This is a genomic window from Streptosporangium sp. NPDC002524, from assembly GCF_040295985.1.
GTDB lineage: Bacteria > Actinomycetota > Actinomycetes > Streptosporangiales > Streptosporangiaceae > Streptosporangium.
Genome location: NZ_JBEOWK010000005.1, coordinates 360,753 through 377,652, shown reverse-complemented (window position 1 = coordinate 377,652; position 16,900 = coordinate 360,753). Strand labels below are relative to the sequence as shown.

At 71.2% G+C, this 16,900-nt stretch carries 13 protein-coding genes; 8 read left to right on the top strand and 5 right to left on the bottom strand.

Translation table 11 applies throughout. The features are described from left to right. Window positions 1-5 precede the first annotated feature (5 nt). Window positions 6-350 carry a hypothetical protein gene (locus ABT053_RS11100; RefSeq protein ID WP_350968758.1) on the bottom strand — a complete coding sequence of 115 codons (345 nt, stop codon included), beginning with the start codon at window positions 348-350 and terminating at the stop codon, window positions 6-8. 30 nt (window positions 351-380) lie between these two features. Here ABT053_RS11100 and ABT053_RS11095 point away from each other — a divergent pair, with 30 nt between their 5' ends. Next, window positions 381-1,163: a glycoside hydrolase family 16 protein gene (locus ABT053_RS11095; RefSeq protein WP_350968757.1), complete on the top strand. Its 783-nt coding sequence runs from the start codon at window positions 381-383 to the stop codon at window positions 1,161-1,163. A 297-nt stretch (window positions 1,164-1,460) separates the two neighbouring features. Here the strand turns inward: ABT053_RS11095 and ABT053_RS11090 are convergent, their stop codons facing one another. Next, a complete protein-coding gene (locus ABT053_RS11090; RefSeq protein WP_350968756.1) occupies window positions 1,461-3,128 on the bottom strand; it encodes an ABC transporter ATP-binding protein in 1,668 nt (555 codons plus the stop codon). A gap of 325 nt (window positions 3,129-3,453) precedes the next feature. Beyond that, window positions 3,454-3,966, bottom strand: a complete 513-nt coding sequence (locus tag ABT053_RS11085) for a GNAT family N-acetyltransferase (protein WP_350968755.1) — start codon at window positions 3,964-3,966, stop codon at window positions 3,454-3,456. A gap of 175 nt (window positions 3,967-4,141) precedes the next feature. Here ABT053_RS11085 and ABT053_RS11080 point away from each other — a divergent pair, with 175 nt between their 5' ends. From ABT053_RS11080 to ABT053_RS11070, 3 genes are all read left to right on the top strand, one after another. Continuing rightward, on the top strand, window positions 4,142-5,581 hold the full coding sequence (locus ABT053_RS11080) for an LCP family protein (RefSeq protein WP_350968754.1): 1,440 nt from the start codon (window positions 4,142-4,144) through the stop codon (window positions 5,579-5,581). 284 nt (window positions 5,582-5,865) lie between these two features. Continuing rightward, window positions 5,866-7,230, top strand: a complete 1,365-nt coding sequence (locus ABT053_RS11075) for a sensor histidine kinase (protein ID WP_350968753.1) — start codon at window positions 5,866-5,868, stop codon at window positions 7,228-7,230. Between the two features lie 222 nt (window positions 7,231-7,452). Further along, window positions 7,453-8,418, top strand: coding sequence for a GlxA family transcriptional regulator (locus tag ABT053_RS11070; RefSeq protein ID WP_350968752.1), 966 nt, complete (start codon window positions 7,453-7,455; stop codon window positions 8,416-8,418). A 175-nt stretch (window positions 8,419-8,593) separates the two neighbouring features. Here ABT053_RS11070 and ABT053_RS11065 read toward each other — a convergent pair whose 3' ends face one another. Together ABT053_RS11065 and ABT053_RS11060 are read right to left on the bottom strand one after the other, a co-directional pair. Then, window positions 8,594-9,961, bottom strand: coding sequence for an ABC transporter substrate-binding protein (locus tag ABT053_RS11065; RefSeq protein WP_350968751.1), 1,368 nt, complete (start codon window positions 9,959-9,961; stop codon window positions 8,594-8,596). A gap of 472 nt (window positions 9,962-10,433) precedes the next feature. Continuing rightward, on the bottom strand, window positions 10,434-11,792 hold the full coding sequence (locus tag ABT053_RS11060; RefSeq protein ID WP_350968750.1) for an MFS transporter: 1,359 nt from the start codon (window positions 11,790-11,792) through the stop codon (window positions 10,434-10,436). Window positions 11,793-12,026: 234 nt separating this feature from the next. Here ABT053_RS11060 and ABT053_RS11055 point away from each other — a divergent pair, with 234 nt between their 5' ends. From ABT053_RS11055 to ABT053_RS11040, 4 genes are all read left to right on the top strand, one after another. Continuing rightward, complete coding sequence (locus tag ABT053_RS11055) at window positions 12,027-12,986, top strand: 3-oxoacyl-ACP synthase III family protein (RefSeq protein WP_350968749.1); 960 nt, start codon at window positions 12,027-12,029, stop codon at window positions 12,984-12,986. Further along, a complete protein-coding gene (locus ABT053_RS11050; RefSeq protein ID WP_350968748.1) occupies window positions 12,986-13,753 on the top strand; it encodes a glycosyltransferase family 2 protein in 768 nt (255 codons plus the stop codon). Before ABT053_RS11055 ends, ABT053_RS11050 begins: the two co-directional genes overlap by 1 nt. Then, complete coding sequence (locus tag ABT053_RS11045; protein ID WP_350968747.1) at window positions 13,750-14,880, top strand: cytochrome P450; 1,131 nt, start codon at window positions 13,750-13,752, stop codon at window positions 14,878-14,880. Before ABT053_RS11050 ends, ABT053_RS11045 begins: the two co-directional genes overlap by 4 nt. A gap of 356 nt (window positions 14,881-15,236) precedes the next feature. Further along, entirely contained in the window at window positions 15,237-16,772 is a 1,536-nt protein-coding gene (locus tag ABT053_RS11040) for a class I adenylate-forming enzyme family protein (protein ID WP_350968746.1), read from the top strand. Window positions 16,773-16,900: the final 128 nt, after the last annotated feature.

Here is a 16,900-nt window from a genome sequence, read left to right as displayed (position 1 = left end):
GGCGTCTACGAGCCCTCCCTCCTGACCGAACCGGTCCAGAACACCCGATCCCCGCTGGCGGCCCCGTCCCCGGCGCCCTCGCTCTCCACCGTCCTGCCCCTGCCGCCGCTCAAGCGCTCCACCTCCGACTTCTGTAAGCCGGAGGACATCGCCTCGTGCTGGAGCCTCGCGCCCTGGCGGGGCCGTACCGCGGAGTCCCCCGTCCTGCTGATCGCGAACCAGGAGCCGGCGGGCGCACCGCGATGGGTGTTCGGGCCGCCCGCCTCACCCGCCCAGCCGCTGCCCGACCCGACCGCGTCGTCGATCCCCAGCCCGACGAGCACCGGCTGCTGGAGCTTCAGTCCCTCCACACTCTGCGCAAGATCCTGGGAGGAGTAATCATGATCACCAGATCCCACGTGCGGGTGGCCGTACTCAGCATGGTGGCCGCGCTGACGGTGAGCACCCTCAGCGCGGCCCAGGGAGAGGTGGTCTCGGCGGCGCCCTGCGCCCCCGCCGCCACCGGCGAGGCCAGCGCCGCACAAGCCCTCAACTGGGGCGCACCGTCCTGGTGCGCGGAGTTCGACGACTACCTCGACGAGTCCGACTGGGTGTTCTACGACTCGGCCGGGCACGCCGGGAACGGCCGCCGTTCCCCGCAACAGCTCTACCTCGGCAACGGGGCGCTCTACCTGTACGGCCGCGAGGACGGGACCACGGCCGGTCTGGCCGCCCGCCACGACCAGGCCTACGGGCGCTGGGAGACCCGCATCCGCCTGTACCCGGGCGCCGGGTCGTACCATCCCGTCGCCCTGCTGTGGCCCAAGGAGGGCGGCGGCAACGTGCGCAGCTCCACCGGTGAGGAGATCGACTTCCTGGAGGTCATCGACGACCCGGAGCGGCAGCGGCCGAACTTCTTCCTGCACACCCCTCAGGGGCAGGAGCAGGCCCACGCCAACATCGACATGACCACCTGGCACACCTACGCCGTGGAGGTCACCCCCGACAGCGTCGTCGGCTACATCGACGGGCAGGAGTGGTTCCGCTCCGGCAACTCCACCAGCAGCTCGATGTCGGTCTGCCTGCAGCTGGACTGGTTCCCCGGCCAGGGCAGCTCGGGCGAGGCGTGGATGGAGGTCGACTGGCTCCGCATCTACCCGGCCTCGACGGGCACCGCGGGCTGAGTCAACCCGGCCACCCGGCCACCCCGCCCCCGCCACCCGGCGGGAGCGGGAGCAGGACAGGAGGGTGCGGGATCCGTGCGAACGGGTCCCGCACCCTCCTCGCATCTCGGGCCTTCTCGCGTCTCGGGCCTACTGGGTCTCGGGCCTCCTGGGTCTCGGGCCCTCTCGCGTCTTGGGCCTTCTCCGCTTCTGGACCACCTCGCGTCGCTGCCGTCCTCGCGTCGCCGTCCTCGCGTCACCGGCTCCCTCGCGTCCCCGGTGTCCTCGTGTCCGGACGTCGGGATGTCGGGACGTCCCTCAGGCGAGCTGGGCGCCCTGGAGCCCGGCGTAGGCGCCGCGCAGTCGCATCAGCTCCTCGTGGGTGCCCACCTCCTCGATCCCGCCGTCGCGCATGACCACGATGCGGTCGGCGCCCCGGATGGTCGACAGCCGGTGCGCGACGACGAGGACCGTACGCCCGGCGACCAGGCGGTTCAGCGCCTCCTGGATGAGCGCCTCGGAACGGGTGTCCAGGGCGGAGGTGGCCTCGTCCAGGATCAGCACGCGCGGGTCGCGGATCAGGGCGCGGGCGATGGCCAGGCGCTGGCGCTGCCCGCCCGACAGCCGGGCGCCCCGCTCCCCGACGACCGTGTCGAGGCCGTCGGGGAGGCGGTCGATGAACTCCAGCGCGTTGGCGTCCCTGAGCGCCCGCCGCACCCGCTCCTCGGAGACGTCGGCCATGCCGTAGGTGACGTTCTCCCTGACGCTGCCCTCGAACAGGATCGACTCCTGCGGCACGACGGACAGGAACCTGCGGTAGGTCCGCAGGTCCAGCGTCTCCATGTCGCGCCCGTCCAGCAGGATCCGGCCGGAGGTGGGCCGCAGGAAGCCGATGACGAGGTTGAGCACGGTCGACTTCCCGGCTCCCGAGGGGCCGACCAGCGCGATCGTCTCGCCGGGGGTCACCGTGAGGTCGAACCCGGTGATCGCGGTCTCCTCCCCGTAGGAGAACCCGACGTCGCGGAACTCGATCTCGCCGCGCACGGAGGCGACCTCCTCCTTGCCCGCGTTGTGCTCCAGGTCGGGCGCCTGGAGGACCTCGCCGATGGAGCGTACGGACGCCAGCCCCTTGCTGATCATCGGGGTGAGGGTGAGCAGGGAGGTGACGGCCGCGGTGAGGGTGGCGAAGAAGCTGGTGAGCATGACCACGTCGCCCGCGGTGATGGGGATGACCTGGTAGTAGGCGACGAGCGCGGAACCGGTGAGGAAGGCGACGCCGATCGCGTTGAGCAGGATCCAGGCGAGCGAGCCGAAGCTGCCGTTGAGCAGGTCGAGCCGGAGGCCCTTGCGCAGCACCTTGGTGAGCGTGCCGTCGACGCGGTGCAGGGCGTCCTGCTCCAGGCCGTGCGCGCGGGTGATCGGGATGAGCGTGGTCATCTCGCTGACCCGGGTGGACAGCCGCTCGACCTCGCGGCGGAAGCTCTCGTTGTCGTCGCGCAGCCGGGTGCGCATGTGCATCACGAGCAGGGCCGCGGCGGGTACGACCACCAGGAAGACGGGAATCGCGGCGGGCACCTGCACGGCGATCACCACCAGCCCCCCGGCCAGCATGGTGAGCGCGGACAGCCCCATGTCGGCCGCCTGCTGGCTCGTCTGCTCCACGCTCTCGACGTCCCGGATGACCTTGGTCTGGAGTACGGCGGCGCTGACCCGCGCGTGGTAGCCGATGGAGAGCTGCTGCATGCGGCGGCAGAGCGCGGAACGCAGGTCCGTCCCCATCCGGCGGATGGCGCCGTGCGTGCAGCGGACGTAGAGCAGGTGGAGAGGGTAGTTGAGGAGCAGCAGTGCGAGCAGCACGCCCGCGTTGACCCACAGGTGCGCGATCGGGGCGCGGGTGACCACGATGTCGACGACGTTCGCGGTGATCAGCGGCAGCAGCCAGGTCGGGCTGTGCTTGACCAGGAAGGCGAGGACCCCGACGAACAACCTGAGGCGGTCCTCCCGGAAAAGGTAGGCGAGCGTGCGGATTGGATGCTCACCGCGATAGCGGTGATCGAGAGCGCCAACCACAAATCCCCCAAACAGTGGTAAATCTCCGGCAATACTCTCGTACGAAGATTTCGCGCGCGTGACGGCCCCGGGTGAAACCGGCATCGAGGTCTCAACGCGTGACCACTCCCGGCACGAGCGCGTGGCCGCTCCCGGCACGACCCGCCCGACACGCACTGCCCGACACGGGCCGTTCAGCCAGTAGCGGGGCCGTTCAGCCCGTGGCGGGGCCGTTCAGCCCGTGGCGGCGGGAAGCCCCGCCTCAGCCCGTGGCGGCGGGAAGCCTCGACTCCAGGATCTGGCCCGGCCAGTCGCCGACCTTGAAACTCTCGGTCCTGGTGAAGCCCCGGCTCTCGTAGTACGCCACCAGCCGGCCGTCGTCACCGGCGTAGCAGTCGACCCGCACCAGCGAGACCCCCAGCCAGGCGGCCTCCGCGCGGGCGCGCTCCAGCAGGACGGCCCCGACCCCCCGGCCGTGGTGTCTCCGGTCGACGACCAGCCCCTGGACGTACAGCTCCGGCTCGGAGGCGGGAGGGACGTAGGGCATCGCGGCCCCCACCACCAGGCAGCCCGCGGGCCGGCCGTCGAGTTCGGCGATGCGCATCCCGCCGGACATCGCCCACGAGGTGATGTCCTCGACCCGGGCCGCGTTGAGGGAGAACGGCTCGCTGCCCCACTGGCCGGTGCGGCCCAGGGAGGACAGCCACGCCACCGCGCCGTCGAACATCGCCAGAACGGCCGGTACGTCGCCGAGATACCCGTGACGGATAATCACCGGCGGATCGTAACAGGGAGACGTACCCCCACACAGGACAGGTGTATGTATCCTCACGCAGGTCAGACCGGCACCGGATCGGCCGTACCAGGAGGTTAGTAAACTCTGCGACGGCCGGAGTACGGCTCCTCGGTCACGGGTGCACACCGTGATCGTTTCCCCCCTCGGGAGTCACGTGAGCAGCGGGTTGATCGACGCATTCCCCGAACCGCCCACCGAGCCGCCGGCGCCGGCGCCGCCCGGCCAGCGCTCGTGGCGGCCGCGCCGCAAATGGTTGTGGTGGCTGGTGGCCGCCGTCACCGCCGTGGTGCTCGTGGCGGCGGGGACGGTGGCGGGCGCGTACGTCAAGCTGACCGGCAACGTCAAGCATGTCGAGGTCTCGGCGGAGGACCTCGGGCGACGCCCGGTCAAGGCCGCGGGCAGGGCGATGAACGTCCTGGTCGTCGGCTCGGACCAGCGGGGCGGCAAGAACGCGAGATATGGCCGGGTGGCGGGCGAGCGGACCGACACGATCATGCTCGCGCATATCTCGCCGAAACGGGACAACGCGATGGTCGTCAGTTTCCCCCGCGACTCGATGGTCCAGCTTCCCGCCTGCCGGGCCAAGCAGGGGCTGCCCGGACAGCGACCGCACGTGGGCATGATCAACGAGTCGTTCAACTCCGGCGGCATCACCTGCACCTGGAAGACCGTCGAGTCGCTCACCGGCATCCACATCGACCACTTCGTGAAGGTCGACTTCACCGGCTTCAAGGGCATGGTCGACGCGGTCGGCGGCGTGGAGGTCTGCGTACCCGAGGCGATCAACGACAAGAAGGCCCTGCTCCACCTGGCCGCCGGGCGGCAGAACCTCGGGGGCGAGCAGGCGCTGGGCTACGTCCGGGCCCGCTACAGCCTCGGTGACGGATCGGACATCGGACGCATCCAGCGCCAGCAGATGTTCATCGCCTCCATGGTCAAGAAGGTCATGAGCGGCGAGACGCTGACCGACCCCGCCAGGCTCTTCGGCTTCCTCGACGCGGCGACGAAGTCGGTCACCACCGACCCCGGCCTCACCCCGGGCGTCATGAGGGAGCTGGCGACCAGCGCGCAGGGGCTCGCGGCGGGGCAGATCCACTTCATCACCACCCCGTGGCGCTACTCGCTGGTCCACCCCGGCCGGGTGGAGTGGGTCCAGCCGCAGAGCGGCAGGCTGTTCAAGATCGTCGCGACGGACCGGGCGATCAGCGGCTCCGGGGTCAAGGGCGGCCAGACCAGGGTGCCCCGATCGAAGATCCAGGTCGAGGTGCGCAACGGGACCGCGCGGTCCGGTCTCGCCACCCTGGTGGCCGTCCAGCTGGAGGAGCGCGGCTACCACGTCGCCAGGATCGGTGACGCGTCCCGCAAGCCGTACCCGACGACCATGATCGCCTACTCGCCGAACGGCGCCGCCAAGGCGCCCACCCTCAGCCGCGACCTGCTCGTCTCCAGCCCGCTGCCCGTCCGCCGGGCGACCACCGGCAGGCTCGTCCTCACGATCGGCGACGACTGGAAGGGGCTGAAGCCGCTTCCCCGCGGCGACACCGAGAGCCTGAAGGGTTTCGACGCGACCCACGACTCCTGCGCCGGGGCCTGACCGGCCGTCCCCGCCGCGCCACGGAGGCATCACCCTCGCCGTGGAGGGCATCGTCTCCGCCCCGAAGGCTCGGCGGCGATCCGTACGGGAACGACCGGCCCGCCACCCGGGGCCGGAGGGGTGCGCGTCCCTCCGGCCCCGGGCGGGTGGGAACCATTGCCCTTCGCCCCCGAACCGCGTAAGAGCTTGGACTGGCTTTGCCTGTGGATTAATGCCAATCACCTATAAATGGTTAAAAAGATGTCTTTAAGGGAGGAAAGCCGCTTTTCGGGGAGGTAGCTGTATTGCGACATCCGCGTTCGATCCGGGGCCGGGTCACCCTCATAGCGATCATCGTGTTCGCCATGGTGCTGGGAATCGGGGCGTTCGCCACGTGGCAGGTCGTGGAGACCAAGCTGTCGACCGATCTCGTCAACGCGGCGGCCGAGGCGGCCATGAACGTGGTCCGGGGCATCGAGAAGGGACCCGCGGACACCGTCGTCCTTCCCTTCAACCGCATCAACCGCATCCAGGTCGTCGCGAACGACGGCAGGGTGGTCGCCGCCAGCCCCGCCATGAAGGGGAGGCCCCCGATCACCCGGGCGCGCCCGGCCCTCGGCGAGATGCGCGTGGACGGAACGTCGTGCGTGGGTTTCCCCACGAAGGAACGGGCCTGCTACGTCACCGTGGGCATCCGGACCGACCACTCCGTGTACGGCGACGTCATGGTCTACGCGGCGGTGCCGGAACCCCCGTCGCTCCGCACCAACTTCATCGAGATCACGCTGGCGCTCTTCTCCGCCGGACTTCTATCGTTGCTCGGCTGGGGCACCTGGCATCTCGCCGGTCGTACGCTCGCGCCGGTGGAACGGATCCGCGCCGAGATGGCCGAGATCACCGCCTCCGACCTCAGCCGCCGGATGCCCGTGCCCGACTCCGAGGACGAGATGGCGCAGCTCACCGAGACCATCAACGCGACCCTCGAAAGGCTGGAGCGGGCCGTGGAGAACCAGCGCCGCTTCGCCTCCGACGCCTCCCACGAGCTTCGCACCCCCCTGACCGGGCTGCGCACCAAGCTCGAACTCGCGATCTCCGACCCGGACTCGGAGGACCCGATGGCGACGATGTGCTCCGCCCTGGCGGACGCGGAACGGCTCCAGATCCTCATCGAGGACCTGCTGCTGCTCGCCCGCCTCGACGCCGGCGTACGAGGCCCGCCGGAACTGGTCGACCTCGCCGACCTGGTCACCTCCGAGGTGGAACATCGGCAGGCTAAGCACGAGGTGCTGCTGAAGCTCGACCCCGGCGTCATGGTGCGGGGCAGCAGGATCCAGCTGGGCCGGCTGCTGAGCAACCTGCTGGCCAACGCCGACCGGCACGCGGTGAGTGAGGTACGGGTCAGTGTCGGGAGCAGGCGGGGCGAGGCCGTGGTGGAGGTCACCGACGACGGGCTCGGCATCCCGCCGGAGGAGCGGGAACGAGTCTTCCAGCGTTTCACCCGGCTGGACTCGGCGCGCAGCCGCGACGCCGGGGGGACCGGCCTCGGCCTGCCCATCGCCAGGGACATCGCGATGGCGCACCGCGGCCGGCTCTACGCCGCCGACAGCACCACCGGCCGCGGCGCCCGGCTCGTCCTCCGCCTGCCGCTGCCGACCGCGTCCCACTCCTGAGCCCGTCTCACGGCAGGAGCCGGACACCGCGAGGAACGATCCGCCACGTCCCGCTCCCGAACCCACCCACAGCAAGCACCGCCACCGCCAGAAGCGTTCCCGGCGAATGCCGACCCCCTCCCGTTCCCCGGCCCACCCCCGGCAGGGACCGACACCACGGGAACTCACGGGAAGCGGTCCCGGCGAGAATGGCCTGTATCTTCCATGTGTGAGAATCGGGTCATGCACAGGATCGTCATGCTCGCCATGGACGGTGTGATCCCCTTCGAGCTGGGCATCCCGCCACGGATCTTCGGCGGCGCCAGGGGCCCGGACGGCGAACCGCTCTACGAGGTGCTCACCTGCACCCTCGACGGCGCCCCCGTACGCACCGACGCCGACTTCTCGATCTCGGTGGAGCATGGGGCCGAGGCCCTGGAGGGCGCGGACACCGTGGTGATCCCGGCCACCCACGCCCTCGGCACGATCTCCCGCGAGGGGCGGCTCCCCGAGCCGCTGGCCGCCGCGATCGCGCGCATCCGGCCGGGCACCCGCCTGGTCTCGATCTGCACCGCCGCCTACGTGCTCGCGGCGGCCGGGCTGCTCGACGGTCGTCCCGCGACCACCCACTGGAGCAGCACCGACCACTTCCAGAAGCTGTTCCCGCGGGTCAAGGTGAACCCGAGCGTGCTGTTCGTGGACGACGGGGACGTGCTCACCTCGGCCGGGGTGGCCGCGGGGGTCGATCTCTGCCTGCACATCGTCCGGCGCGACCACGGCACCGAGGTGGCCAACCGCGTGGCCAGGCGATGCGTCGTCCCCCCGTGGCGCGACGGCGGCCAGGCCCAGTTCATCGAGCACCCGCTTCCCGCTCCGACCGCCGCGACGACCGCGGCGACCAGGACCTGGGCGCTGGAGCGGCTGCACGAGCCGCTCCCCCTCAGCGAGCTGGCCGCCCACGCCCGGATGAGCCGCCGTACCTTCACCCGCCGCTTCCGCGACGAGATGGGCCTCAGCCCGGGGCAGTGGCTCATCCTGCAGCGGATCGAGCTGGCCCGGCGGCTCCTGGAGACCAGCGACCTGCCGGTGGACGGCGTCGCCCTGCGCTCGGGATTCGGCACCGCCGCCTCGCTCCGCCAGCACATGCAGGTGGCCATCGGCGTCTCGCCGATGGCCTACCGCCGCACCTTCCGCCTCGTGGACGCCTGACCCCGGCCGCGACCGCCCGACCGGTCCGGCCGGTCCGGCCGGGCGCCACGGGGGCGACCGGAGCGGTGCCGTCACCGGCCGTACGAGAAGCCGTCAGCGGTATGAGAAGCCGTCAACCGTACGAGAAGCCATCAACGGTACGAGAAGCCGTCAGGGCGGCCATGCGGGAAGACCGTCACTGGCCGCGGGCCCACTCCTTCTGCAGGCGGTCGGCCGCCTTCTTCGCGGTGGTCCGGCCGTGGGCGACGTCGAGGATGGCGTCCCCCTCGGCGCGCTCCAGGAAGACCTCGTCGGGGACGTTCAGGGAGGCGCCGTCCCTGACGAGGTCCTGGATCGCGGCGTAGCCGTCCTTGCCCTCCGGGTTGGCGAAGACGGACGAGTCCATCCGGAAGTCCCCGCGTGAGGGGACCATCGTCAGGTCTCCGGCCCAGCTGGAGACGCCACCGCCCGCGGTCAGGAACTCGATCAGCGTGGCCGCCTCGGCCACGTGCTTGGAACTCTTGGGCACGGCCAGACCCACCTCGACCGCGCTGCGGACGGCGGGCTTGGCACCCGGCAGGATGGTCGGGAAGGGACCCGCGCCGATCTTCTTGACGGTGACCTTCGTGTTCTCGCGGTAGGACGTGGACAGCATCGGGCTCCGGTCCGAGCCGTCCACCAGGAACAGGGCCTTCCCATCACGGAACAGCTCGGCCGGGCGGTCGCCCTTGAGGGTGAGCGCCGACTTCGCCAGCACACCCCGGTCGAACAGCGACCCGTAGGCGGTCAGGGCCACGACCGCCTCGGGGCCGTTCCACGGCTTGTCACCGGCCAGCAGGTCGTCGGAGAGGGTCGGGTGGGTCTGGCTCGCGACGGTGAACAGCAGCTCCTCCTGCCGGTGCGGCTCCCCGGAGAAGACGACCGGCCTGAGGCCGGGGATCTCCTTCTTGACCCGCATGACGATGGACTCCAGATCGGCGGCCGTCTCGGGGAAGGACTCCCCGAGCTCGGCCAGGAGAGCGGCGTTGTAGTACAGGACCGCGCCGCCGCTGGACCCCATCGGGACCGAGTACAGCTCGCCGTTCTTGGCGGCCTTCTTCGTCTGCTCCACCGCGCTCTCGTCGAGCTCCTCGACCCAGCCGCCGGAGACCTTGTCCTTCCAGTCGTCGACCGGGCGGAGCCGGTTCGCGACCGCGCGGGTCATCGTCGGGACCGGGAGGCCGACGACGTCGAGCGCCTCGTCGCCGTCGAGCGCCACGGGCAGCCGCTCGCGGTAGTCGGCCTCGGCGAAGGTGCGCAGCTCGACCTCGATACCGGGGTTCGCCTGCTCGAACGCGGTGATCGCCCTCTTCAGCGCGGCCGCGGGCGGGGCGAAGGTCCAGTACTTCAGGGTGACGGGTCCGGCCGGCTTCTCCGGCTTCTCGGGCTTCTTGGTCTTCTCACCGGCGTCGGGGACGGACTGCGCGACCGGCCGGCCGTCGACCGGCCCGCCCGCGCTGCAGGCGGTCAGCCCGAGGGCGAGGGCCGCGGTGGTCAGGGCGAACGCACGAGCTGTACCAGGCATGCATACCTCCAGCGGAATCACGGTGCGGGTGACGGTGTTCAGCCCGGCGAGGTCGATCACGGTCAGTCCGGTCGATCACGAAAAATGATCTTATGAGGTCCTCTGCCGCGACAGAGGACCGTCAAACTCCCACCGGAGCCGCCCCCTGTCGGAGTGCGGCACTCACCCGGCGCCGCCCCCTCACCCGGAGGCGGCACTTCACCCGAACGCGATCCTTGGTCGGAGGCGGCGCTCAGTGGCGGCACTCAGTGGCGGCACTCAGTGGCGGCACTCAGTGGCGGCACTCAGTGGCGGCACTCAGTGGCGGCGCCGGGGCAGTGCCGCCCCCTCTGCCGGAGGCGGCACTGCCCCGGCGCCGCCCCCTCACCCAGAGCGTCAGCACTCAGAACGCCCTCAATCAGAGCGTCCGCGTTCAGAGCGCGCTTAATCAGAATGTCAGCGCTCTCAAAGCGTCAGCACTCTCAGAGCGTCCTCAGCTGGAGGCGGTGCTCAGCGGCTCGGCGATGTCCTCCAGTCCCCTGCCCTCGGCCTTGACCCCGAAGAACAGCTCCACCAACCCGGCGGCGACCATGAGGGTCGCGCCGATACAGAAGGCCAGCGCGGTGTCACCGGGCCTGCCGCTCTCGACGAGGTTGGCGAAGATCAGCGGCCCGGACACGCCGCCGACGAAGGTGCCGATCGCGTAGAAGAACGCGATGGCCATGGCCCGGGTCTCCATCGGGAAGATCTCGCTGACGGTCAGGTAGGCCGAACTCGCACCGGCGGAGGCGAAGAAGAGCACGACGCACCAGCAGGCGGTGAGCGTGGTCGCGGTCAGCACCTCCTGGTTGAACAGCCAGGCCGTGCCGAAGAGGAGCACCCCGGACAGGATGTAGGTACCGGAGATCATCGGGATGCGGCCGACGGTGTCGAAGAACCGCCCGAGCAGGAGCGGGCCGAGGAAGTTGCCGACCGCGATGACGGCGAAGTAGTAGCCGGTCTCGGTCTCGATGCCGAAGAAGGTCGACAGGATCTGCGCGTACCCGAAGGTGATGGCGTTGTAGAGGAACGCCTGGCCGATGAAGAGCGACAGGCCGAGGACCGTCCGCTTGGGATAGCGGGCGACCATGGTGTGCGCGATCTTGCCGAACCCGATGGACTTGCGCTGGTGGATGGTCATCGACTGCGAGGGCTCGTCGAGCTTCACGCCCTTCTCGCGCTCGATCTGCCTCTCCACCCCGTCGACCAGCCCCTCGGCCTCCTCGTCGCGGCCGTGGATGAACAGCCAGCGCGGACTCTCCGGCACGTGCCTGCGTACCAGCAGGATGGCCAGGCCGAGCACCACGCCCATGCCGAACGCGACGCGCCAGCCGATGTTGAGCGGCAGGTTGTTGAGCAGCGGCACCGTCAGCAGCGCGCCGCCCGCGGCGCCGAGCCAGTAGCTGCCGTTGATGATGATGTCGATCCTGCCCCGGTGGCGGCTCGGGATGAGCTCGTCGATGGCCGAGTTGATGGCGGCGTACTCACCGCCGATGCCGAACCCGGTCAGGAACCGGAACAGGAAGAACCACCAGGCGGAGAACGAGAACGCCGTCGCGGCGGTGGCGACCAGGTAGACGACCATCGTGATGATGAACATCTTCTTGCGGCCGAACCTGTCGGTGAGCCAGCCGAAGAACAGCGCCCCCAGACACGCCCCGGCCACGTAGAGGGCGGCGGCGGTGCCCGCGATCTGGGCCTGGGTGATCGCCAGGCCGCTGCCCTCCTTGGCCAGCTGGGCGGAGAGGTTTCCGACGATCGTCACTTCGAGACCGTCGAGGATCCAGACGGTGCCGAGTCCGATGATGACCATCCAGTGCCATCGTGACCATGGCAGCCGGTCCAACCGCGCGGGGACCTTGGTGGTCACCGGTCCCGTCCGAACGTCGCTCATGGCGGCACCCGCTACCCCTTCACGACCGGCTTATACCGAACTGTTTCCCTCCCCTCATCTGCCCCCCGTCGCGCCCGCGTGGCCAGGACAAAACACCGTGTTTTAGATACATTGCGCGAGCATGGGGAGACTTGACGCTGTTTAGGGAGATCAATGAAAGCCCGGATCACGGGCGTCGCGACGTATCTGCCGGAGCGAACCGTCTCCAGCGCGGACGTCGAAAGGCGGATCGAGGGTTACAGGCCCCACAGAGGCGTCGTCGAGCGGATGACGGGAATCCGGCGCCGTCACGTGGCCCGCGACGACCAGCAGGCGTCGGACCTGGCCGTGGAGGCGGCCCGCGAGCTCGACCACTCCGACGTCGACCTGCTCGTCTTCGCGTCGGCCTCCCAGGACATGGTCGAGCCCGCCACCGCGCACATCGTCGCGGCCAAGCTGGGACTCTCGTGCCCGGTGTTCGACGTCAAGAACGCCTGCAACAGCATGCTCAACGGGATCCAGATCGCCGAGGCGCTGATCCTGACCGGCGCGCACCGCAAGGTGCTGGTCTGCTCGGGTGAGATCCCGTCGCGGGCGATCCGGTGGCGGGTCAGGGACCGCGCGCAGTTCGTCGACTCGTTCGCGGGCTACACGCTGTCGGACACCGGGGCCGCGGTCACGGTCGCCGCCGATGTGGAACGTGGCATTTTCTACCGCGACTTCGCGGCCGACTCCATGGCCTGGGCGGTCGGCACCCTGCCCGGGGGCGGTTCGGCGCACCCCCGCGACCCCGAGTACTCCTACTTCCGCGGCGACGGGCGCAGGCTCAAGGAGGCCTTCGAGGCGGTCGGCCCGGACATCTTCCTCAACGCGCTCAAGCGCACCGGCCTGACCTGGGACGACTTCGCCATCGTGGCGGTGCACCAGGTGGCGCTGCCCTACCTGCGCTTCCTGGCCCAGGTGCTCGACATCCCCGAGGACAGGCTCGTGGTCAGCCTGCCCGAGCACGGCAACTGCGCCTCGACGACGCTGCCGCTCCAGCTCGCGCTGGGCGGCTGGCGGCCGGGCGACCGGGTGGCGCTGCTCGGGCTCGGCGGCGGGATCAGCACCGGCGTGATGCTGGCGGAGATGTGATGGATCGGCACCGGCGTGACACCGGCGAAAACGCGATGGACCTCTGGGTGATCGTCCCCGCCTACAACGAGGCCCCCGGCATCGAGGCGACGCTGCGGGCGCTGGCCGAGCAGGAGGACCGGGACTTCACGCTGCTCGTGGTGGACAACGCGAGCACCGACGGCACCGCCGAGGTCGTACGGCGGCACGGCGTCCGGGTGGTCGTCGAGACGAGGAAGGGCACGGGCGCCGCGTCCGACACCGGCATGCGCCACGCCGTCGCGCACGGGGCGACCCACCTGGCCAGGACCGACGCCGACTGCCTGCCCCGCCCCGACTGGGTGCGCAACATCCGGCGGGCCTTCGGCGACGGGCTGGAGATGGTCGGCGGGCAGCTGCGGCCCCGGACCGACGAGTTCCGGCTGAAGTTCTGGGAGCGCCACCTCATCCCGTTCGTGGTGGAGGTGGCGGCGACCTTCGGCCGCTTCCGGCCGGGCAACAGGGACCCGCGCTACCTGGGCCCGTACGTGATGATGCCCGGCGCCACGCTGGCCATCACCGCGGATCTCTACGAGCGCGCGGGCGGCTTCCCCAGGACCGCGATCGAGGAGGTCCACGAGGACCGCGCCCTGGTCAACCGGGTGCGTACCCTCACCCCCGCGTACGCCTCGCGCCGCGACGTGGTGGTCTTCGGCTCGGTGCGCAGGCTGCGGGCGTACGGCCTCGCGGGCACCCTCGCCTGGTACGCCGACCACCACTACCGGCCCGAAGTGATCGACGTCCGGTGAACCACGAGACCCGCCTCTACCTGGCCGCCCACCCCTTCGCCTACCCGCTCATGCGGCTGCTGGCCCGGCTCGGGCCCGTGGTGCGCGTCCCCGGCCTGGGAGTCGTGGTCAACGACGCCGCCGTCGCGCGGGCCGTGCTGATGGACGGGCGGTTCCGCAAGGACGGCCCCGGCTCGCCCGGCGACCTGTGGACACCCGTGCTCGGCCCCTCCGTGCTGCTCAACATGGAGGGACCCGGCCATCTCGCGCTCCGCAGGAAGCTGATGCCGCTGTTCACCACCGGGTACGTGTCCGCGCTCGTGGACGACGTGCTCCGCGAGCCGCTCGGCGACCTCTCCGCGCGCCTGGGGCGGGGCGAGACGGTCGACCTGGTGGACGCCATGCGGCTGATGGCCGGGGCGGTGATCTGCCGGGTGATCGGGCTGGGCGAGGTCTCCGAGGCGCGGGCCAGGGAGCTGTTCGCGGACGGGGAACGGGTCGTCTCGATGGTCTCGCTGCGCTCGCGGCGGCTGTCGGACCGGCAGGTAGCCGTCGCCAGGCGGGTGCTCGACCGGATCGGGGACATCGCGCAGGCCGCCTACGAGGCCGGGGACGAGTCCACGGTCATGGGCCGGATGCGGGCGCAGGGACTGTCCGTGGCCGAGGCCAGGGGCGCGGCCGGGGCGTTCTTCCTCACCGGTACCGAGACCGTCGCCACGTTCGTCCCCCGGCTCGTCGCCCTCCTGCACGACCATCGGACCCCGGTCGGCGACCTGGACACGGTCATCGAGGAGGCCATGCGGGTCACCACGCCGACCCCGCTGATGCTGCGCTCGGTGGCCGCCCCCGCGCGCGTCGGGGACACGGCGGTACGCCCCGGCGACCGGGTGCTGATCGTCACCCACAACTGCGCGAGGGCGTACGGCCCGTTCGACCCCTCCCGCGCCCACCCGCCCGAGCTGCGCAGGCTCTGGTTCGGCGCGGGCCCGCACTTCTGCATCGGCTACCCGCTGGCCCTGGCCGAGATCCGCGCGGTGGCCTCGGTCCTGCTCTCCCACCGGGTACGCGTCGTACGGCGGCGCGCGGCCAGGCGGGTCCTCATCCCCACCTACGAGCACCTGTGGGTCGACCGGGCCGGTGCCACGTGAACGACATCGTCAGCGGGATCATGGCGGTCGCCGCGCGGGAGCCGGGCCGCACCGCCATCGTCGACGGCCGGGGCCGCGAGATCACCTACGGCGAGCTGGCCCGCCGCGTGGCGGCGGTCCGCGCCGCGATGAGCGAACCACCACCGAGACACCGGGCACATCCGGAAAGCGGTAGGCGTCCGGAAAACGGAGCTCGTTCGGAAAACGGAGCTCGGTCGGAAAGCGGGGCTCGGTCGGAAAGCGGGGCTCGTCCGGAAAGTGGAGCTTGGGAGGAAGACCGGACGCCGGTGAAGGACGACCGGACTCGGATGGAGGACCGCGCGCGATCCGGTGGCGGGACGCGGTCCGGGGACGGGATGCGGTCCGGGGACGGGGTGCTGTTCGCGGTGCGTCCCGGGGTGGACGCGGTGGCGTTGGCGCTGGGAGCGGTGGCGGCGGGCGGGACGCTCGTCCTCGCCGACCCCGGCCTGGCGCCCGACGTGCTCGCGGCCCGGATGGCGGCGACCCGGCCCACCTGGGTGGTCAGCGAGTCCATGCTCTACACCCTGAGCGGTCCGCTCAGGGGCCTGGCCCGCCGCCGGGGCCTGCTTCTGCCGGACCTCGCGAACCCGCTTCCCGGTCATCCCGTCCGCCACCTGTACACGGGCCCGTGGCTGCCCGGAGTTCCCCGGGGTGCGCTGCGGCTCTCCCGTGTCCTCCGATCGCCCGGCGACTCCACCGTCCCCGCCGATCGAGAGGCCGGCCGAGAAGCCGATCGGGAAACCGGTAGGGAAGCCGGTCGGGAGGACGGTCGAGAGGTCCGCCGGGACGGCGCGGCCGTCGGCCGGGAGGCCGGTCAGGAGGATCCGGGAGGTCCGGAGCGTCTGGAGGATCCGAAAGGCTCGAAAGGCCCGGAAGGTCCGGAAGCGGGCCGGGAGGCGTACGGGACGAACCCCGACCAGCCGGCGGCGGTGATCTTCACCTCCGGGACCACGGCACGCCCCCGGGGCGTGGTGCACACCCGAAGGTCCCTCGCGGCCGGGCTGGAGATGTTCAGGAGCGCGTTCCCGCTGGGCCCGGGTGACGTCGTGCACACCGACCAGCTGATGCTCGGGCTCCCCGCCCTGCTGGCCGGGGCGACCTGGTCCCTGCCCGGGGGCGGCGACCTCGCCGCGGAACTGGCCGCGCGGCGGGCCACCCACACCTTCGCCGTGCCGGTCCACCTGGACAGGCTGCTGCGCAGGACCCCCAGGCTCCCGGAAACCCTCCGCTACCTCCTGCTCGGCGCCGCCCCCGCCCCGCCGGGCGTGCTCCGCCGGGCGATCGAAGCCGGGCCCGAGGTCCTCTCGGTCTACGCGATGACCGAGGCGCTCCCCATCGCGATCGCGTCCGCCGAGGAGAAGCTGGCCCAGGCCGGAGGGGATCTGCTCGGGGTCCCGCTGCCGGGCGTCGGCGTCCGGATCGCCGAGGACGGCGAGCTGTTCGTCTCCGGCCCCCACCTCGCCCAGCGCTATCTCGGCGAGGAGCCGCTGCGGGAGGTCGCCACCGGCGACCTGGTCCGGCTCGAAGGAGACCGGCTGGTGCTGCTCGGCCGGAAGAAGGACATGATCCTCCGCGACGGGGTCAACATCTATCCGGGCCTGTACGAGTCCGGTGTCGCGGCGCTGCCCGGGGTGGCCGAGGCCGCGATCGTCGGGCTCCCCGATCCCGGGACCGGGGACGAGGAGGTCGTGCTGGCCGTCGTCCCCGCGGACGGCTACGACGTGAACCTGCTGCGCAGAGCGCTTCCCGGGATCGTGGACGCCGCGGCCCTGCCCGACCGGATCGAGCCGCTCGGCGCCTTCCCCCGCTCGGGCCGGGCCGACAAACTCGACCGGGCCGCCCTGCGAGACCTGGTCACCCGCCGTGCCTGAGCACCCCGCCGTACCTGAGCACCCCGCCGTACCTGAGCACCCCGCCGTACCTGAACGCCCCGGCGAACCCGGACGCCCCGGCGGACCCGGGCGCCCCGGCGGACCCGAGCGCGCCGGCAGACCCGGGC

Bases quoted from the DNA above. Each gene is read 5' to 3' on its own strand.
- ABT053_RS11095 (WP_350968757.1), top strand. From the start codon at position 381: ATGATCACCAGATCCCACGTGCGGGTGGCCGTACTCAGCATGGTGGCC.
- ABT053_RS11070 (WP_350968752.1), top strand. From the start codon at position 7,453: ATGCACAGGATCGTCATGCTCGCCATGGACGGTGTGATCCCCTTCGAG.
- ABT053_RS11065 (WP_350968751.1), bottom strand. From the start codon at position 9,961: ATGCCTGGTACAGCTCGTGCGTTCGCCCTGACCACCGCGGCCCTCGCC.
- ABT053_RS11060 (WP_350968750.1), bottom strand. From the start codon at position 11,792: ATGGTCATCATCGGACTCGGCACCGTCTGGATCCTCGACGGTCTCGAA.
- ABT053_RS11055 (WP_350968749.1), top strand. From the start codon at position 12,027: ATGAAAGCCCGGATCACGGGCGTCGCGACGTATCTGCCGGAGCGAACC.
- ABT053_RS11050 (WP_350968748.1), top strand. From the start codon at position 12,986: ATGGATCGGCACCGGCGTGACACCGGCGAAAACGCGATGGACCTCTGG.
- ABT053_RS11040 (WP_350968746.1), top strand. From the start codon at position 15,237: ATGCGGTCCGGGGACGGGGTGCTGTTCGCGGTGCGTCCCGGGGTGGAC.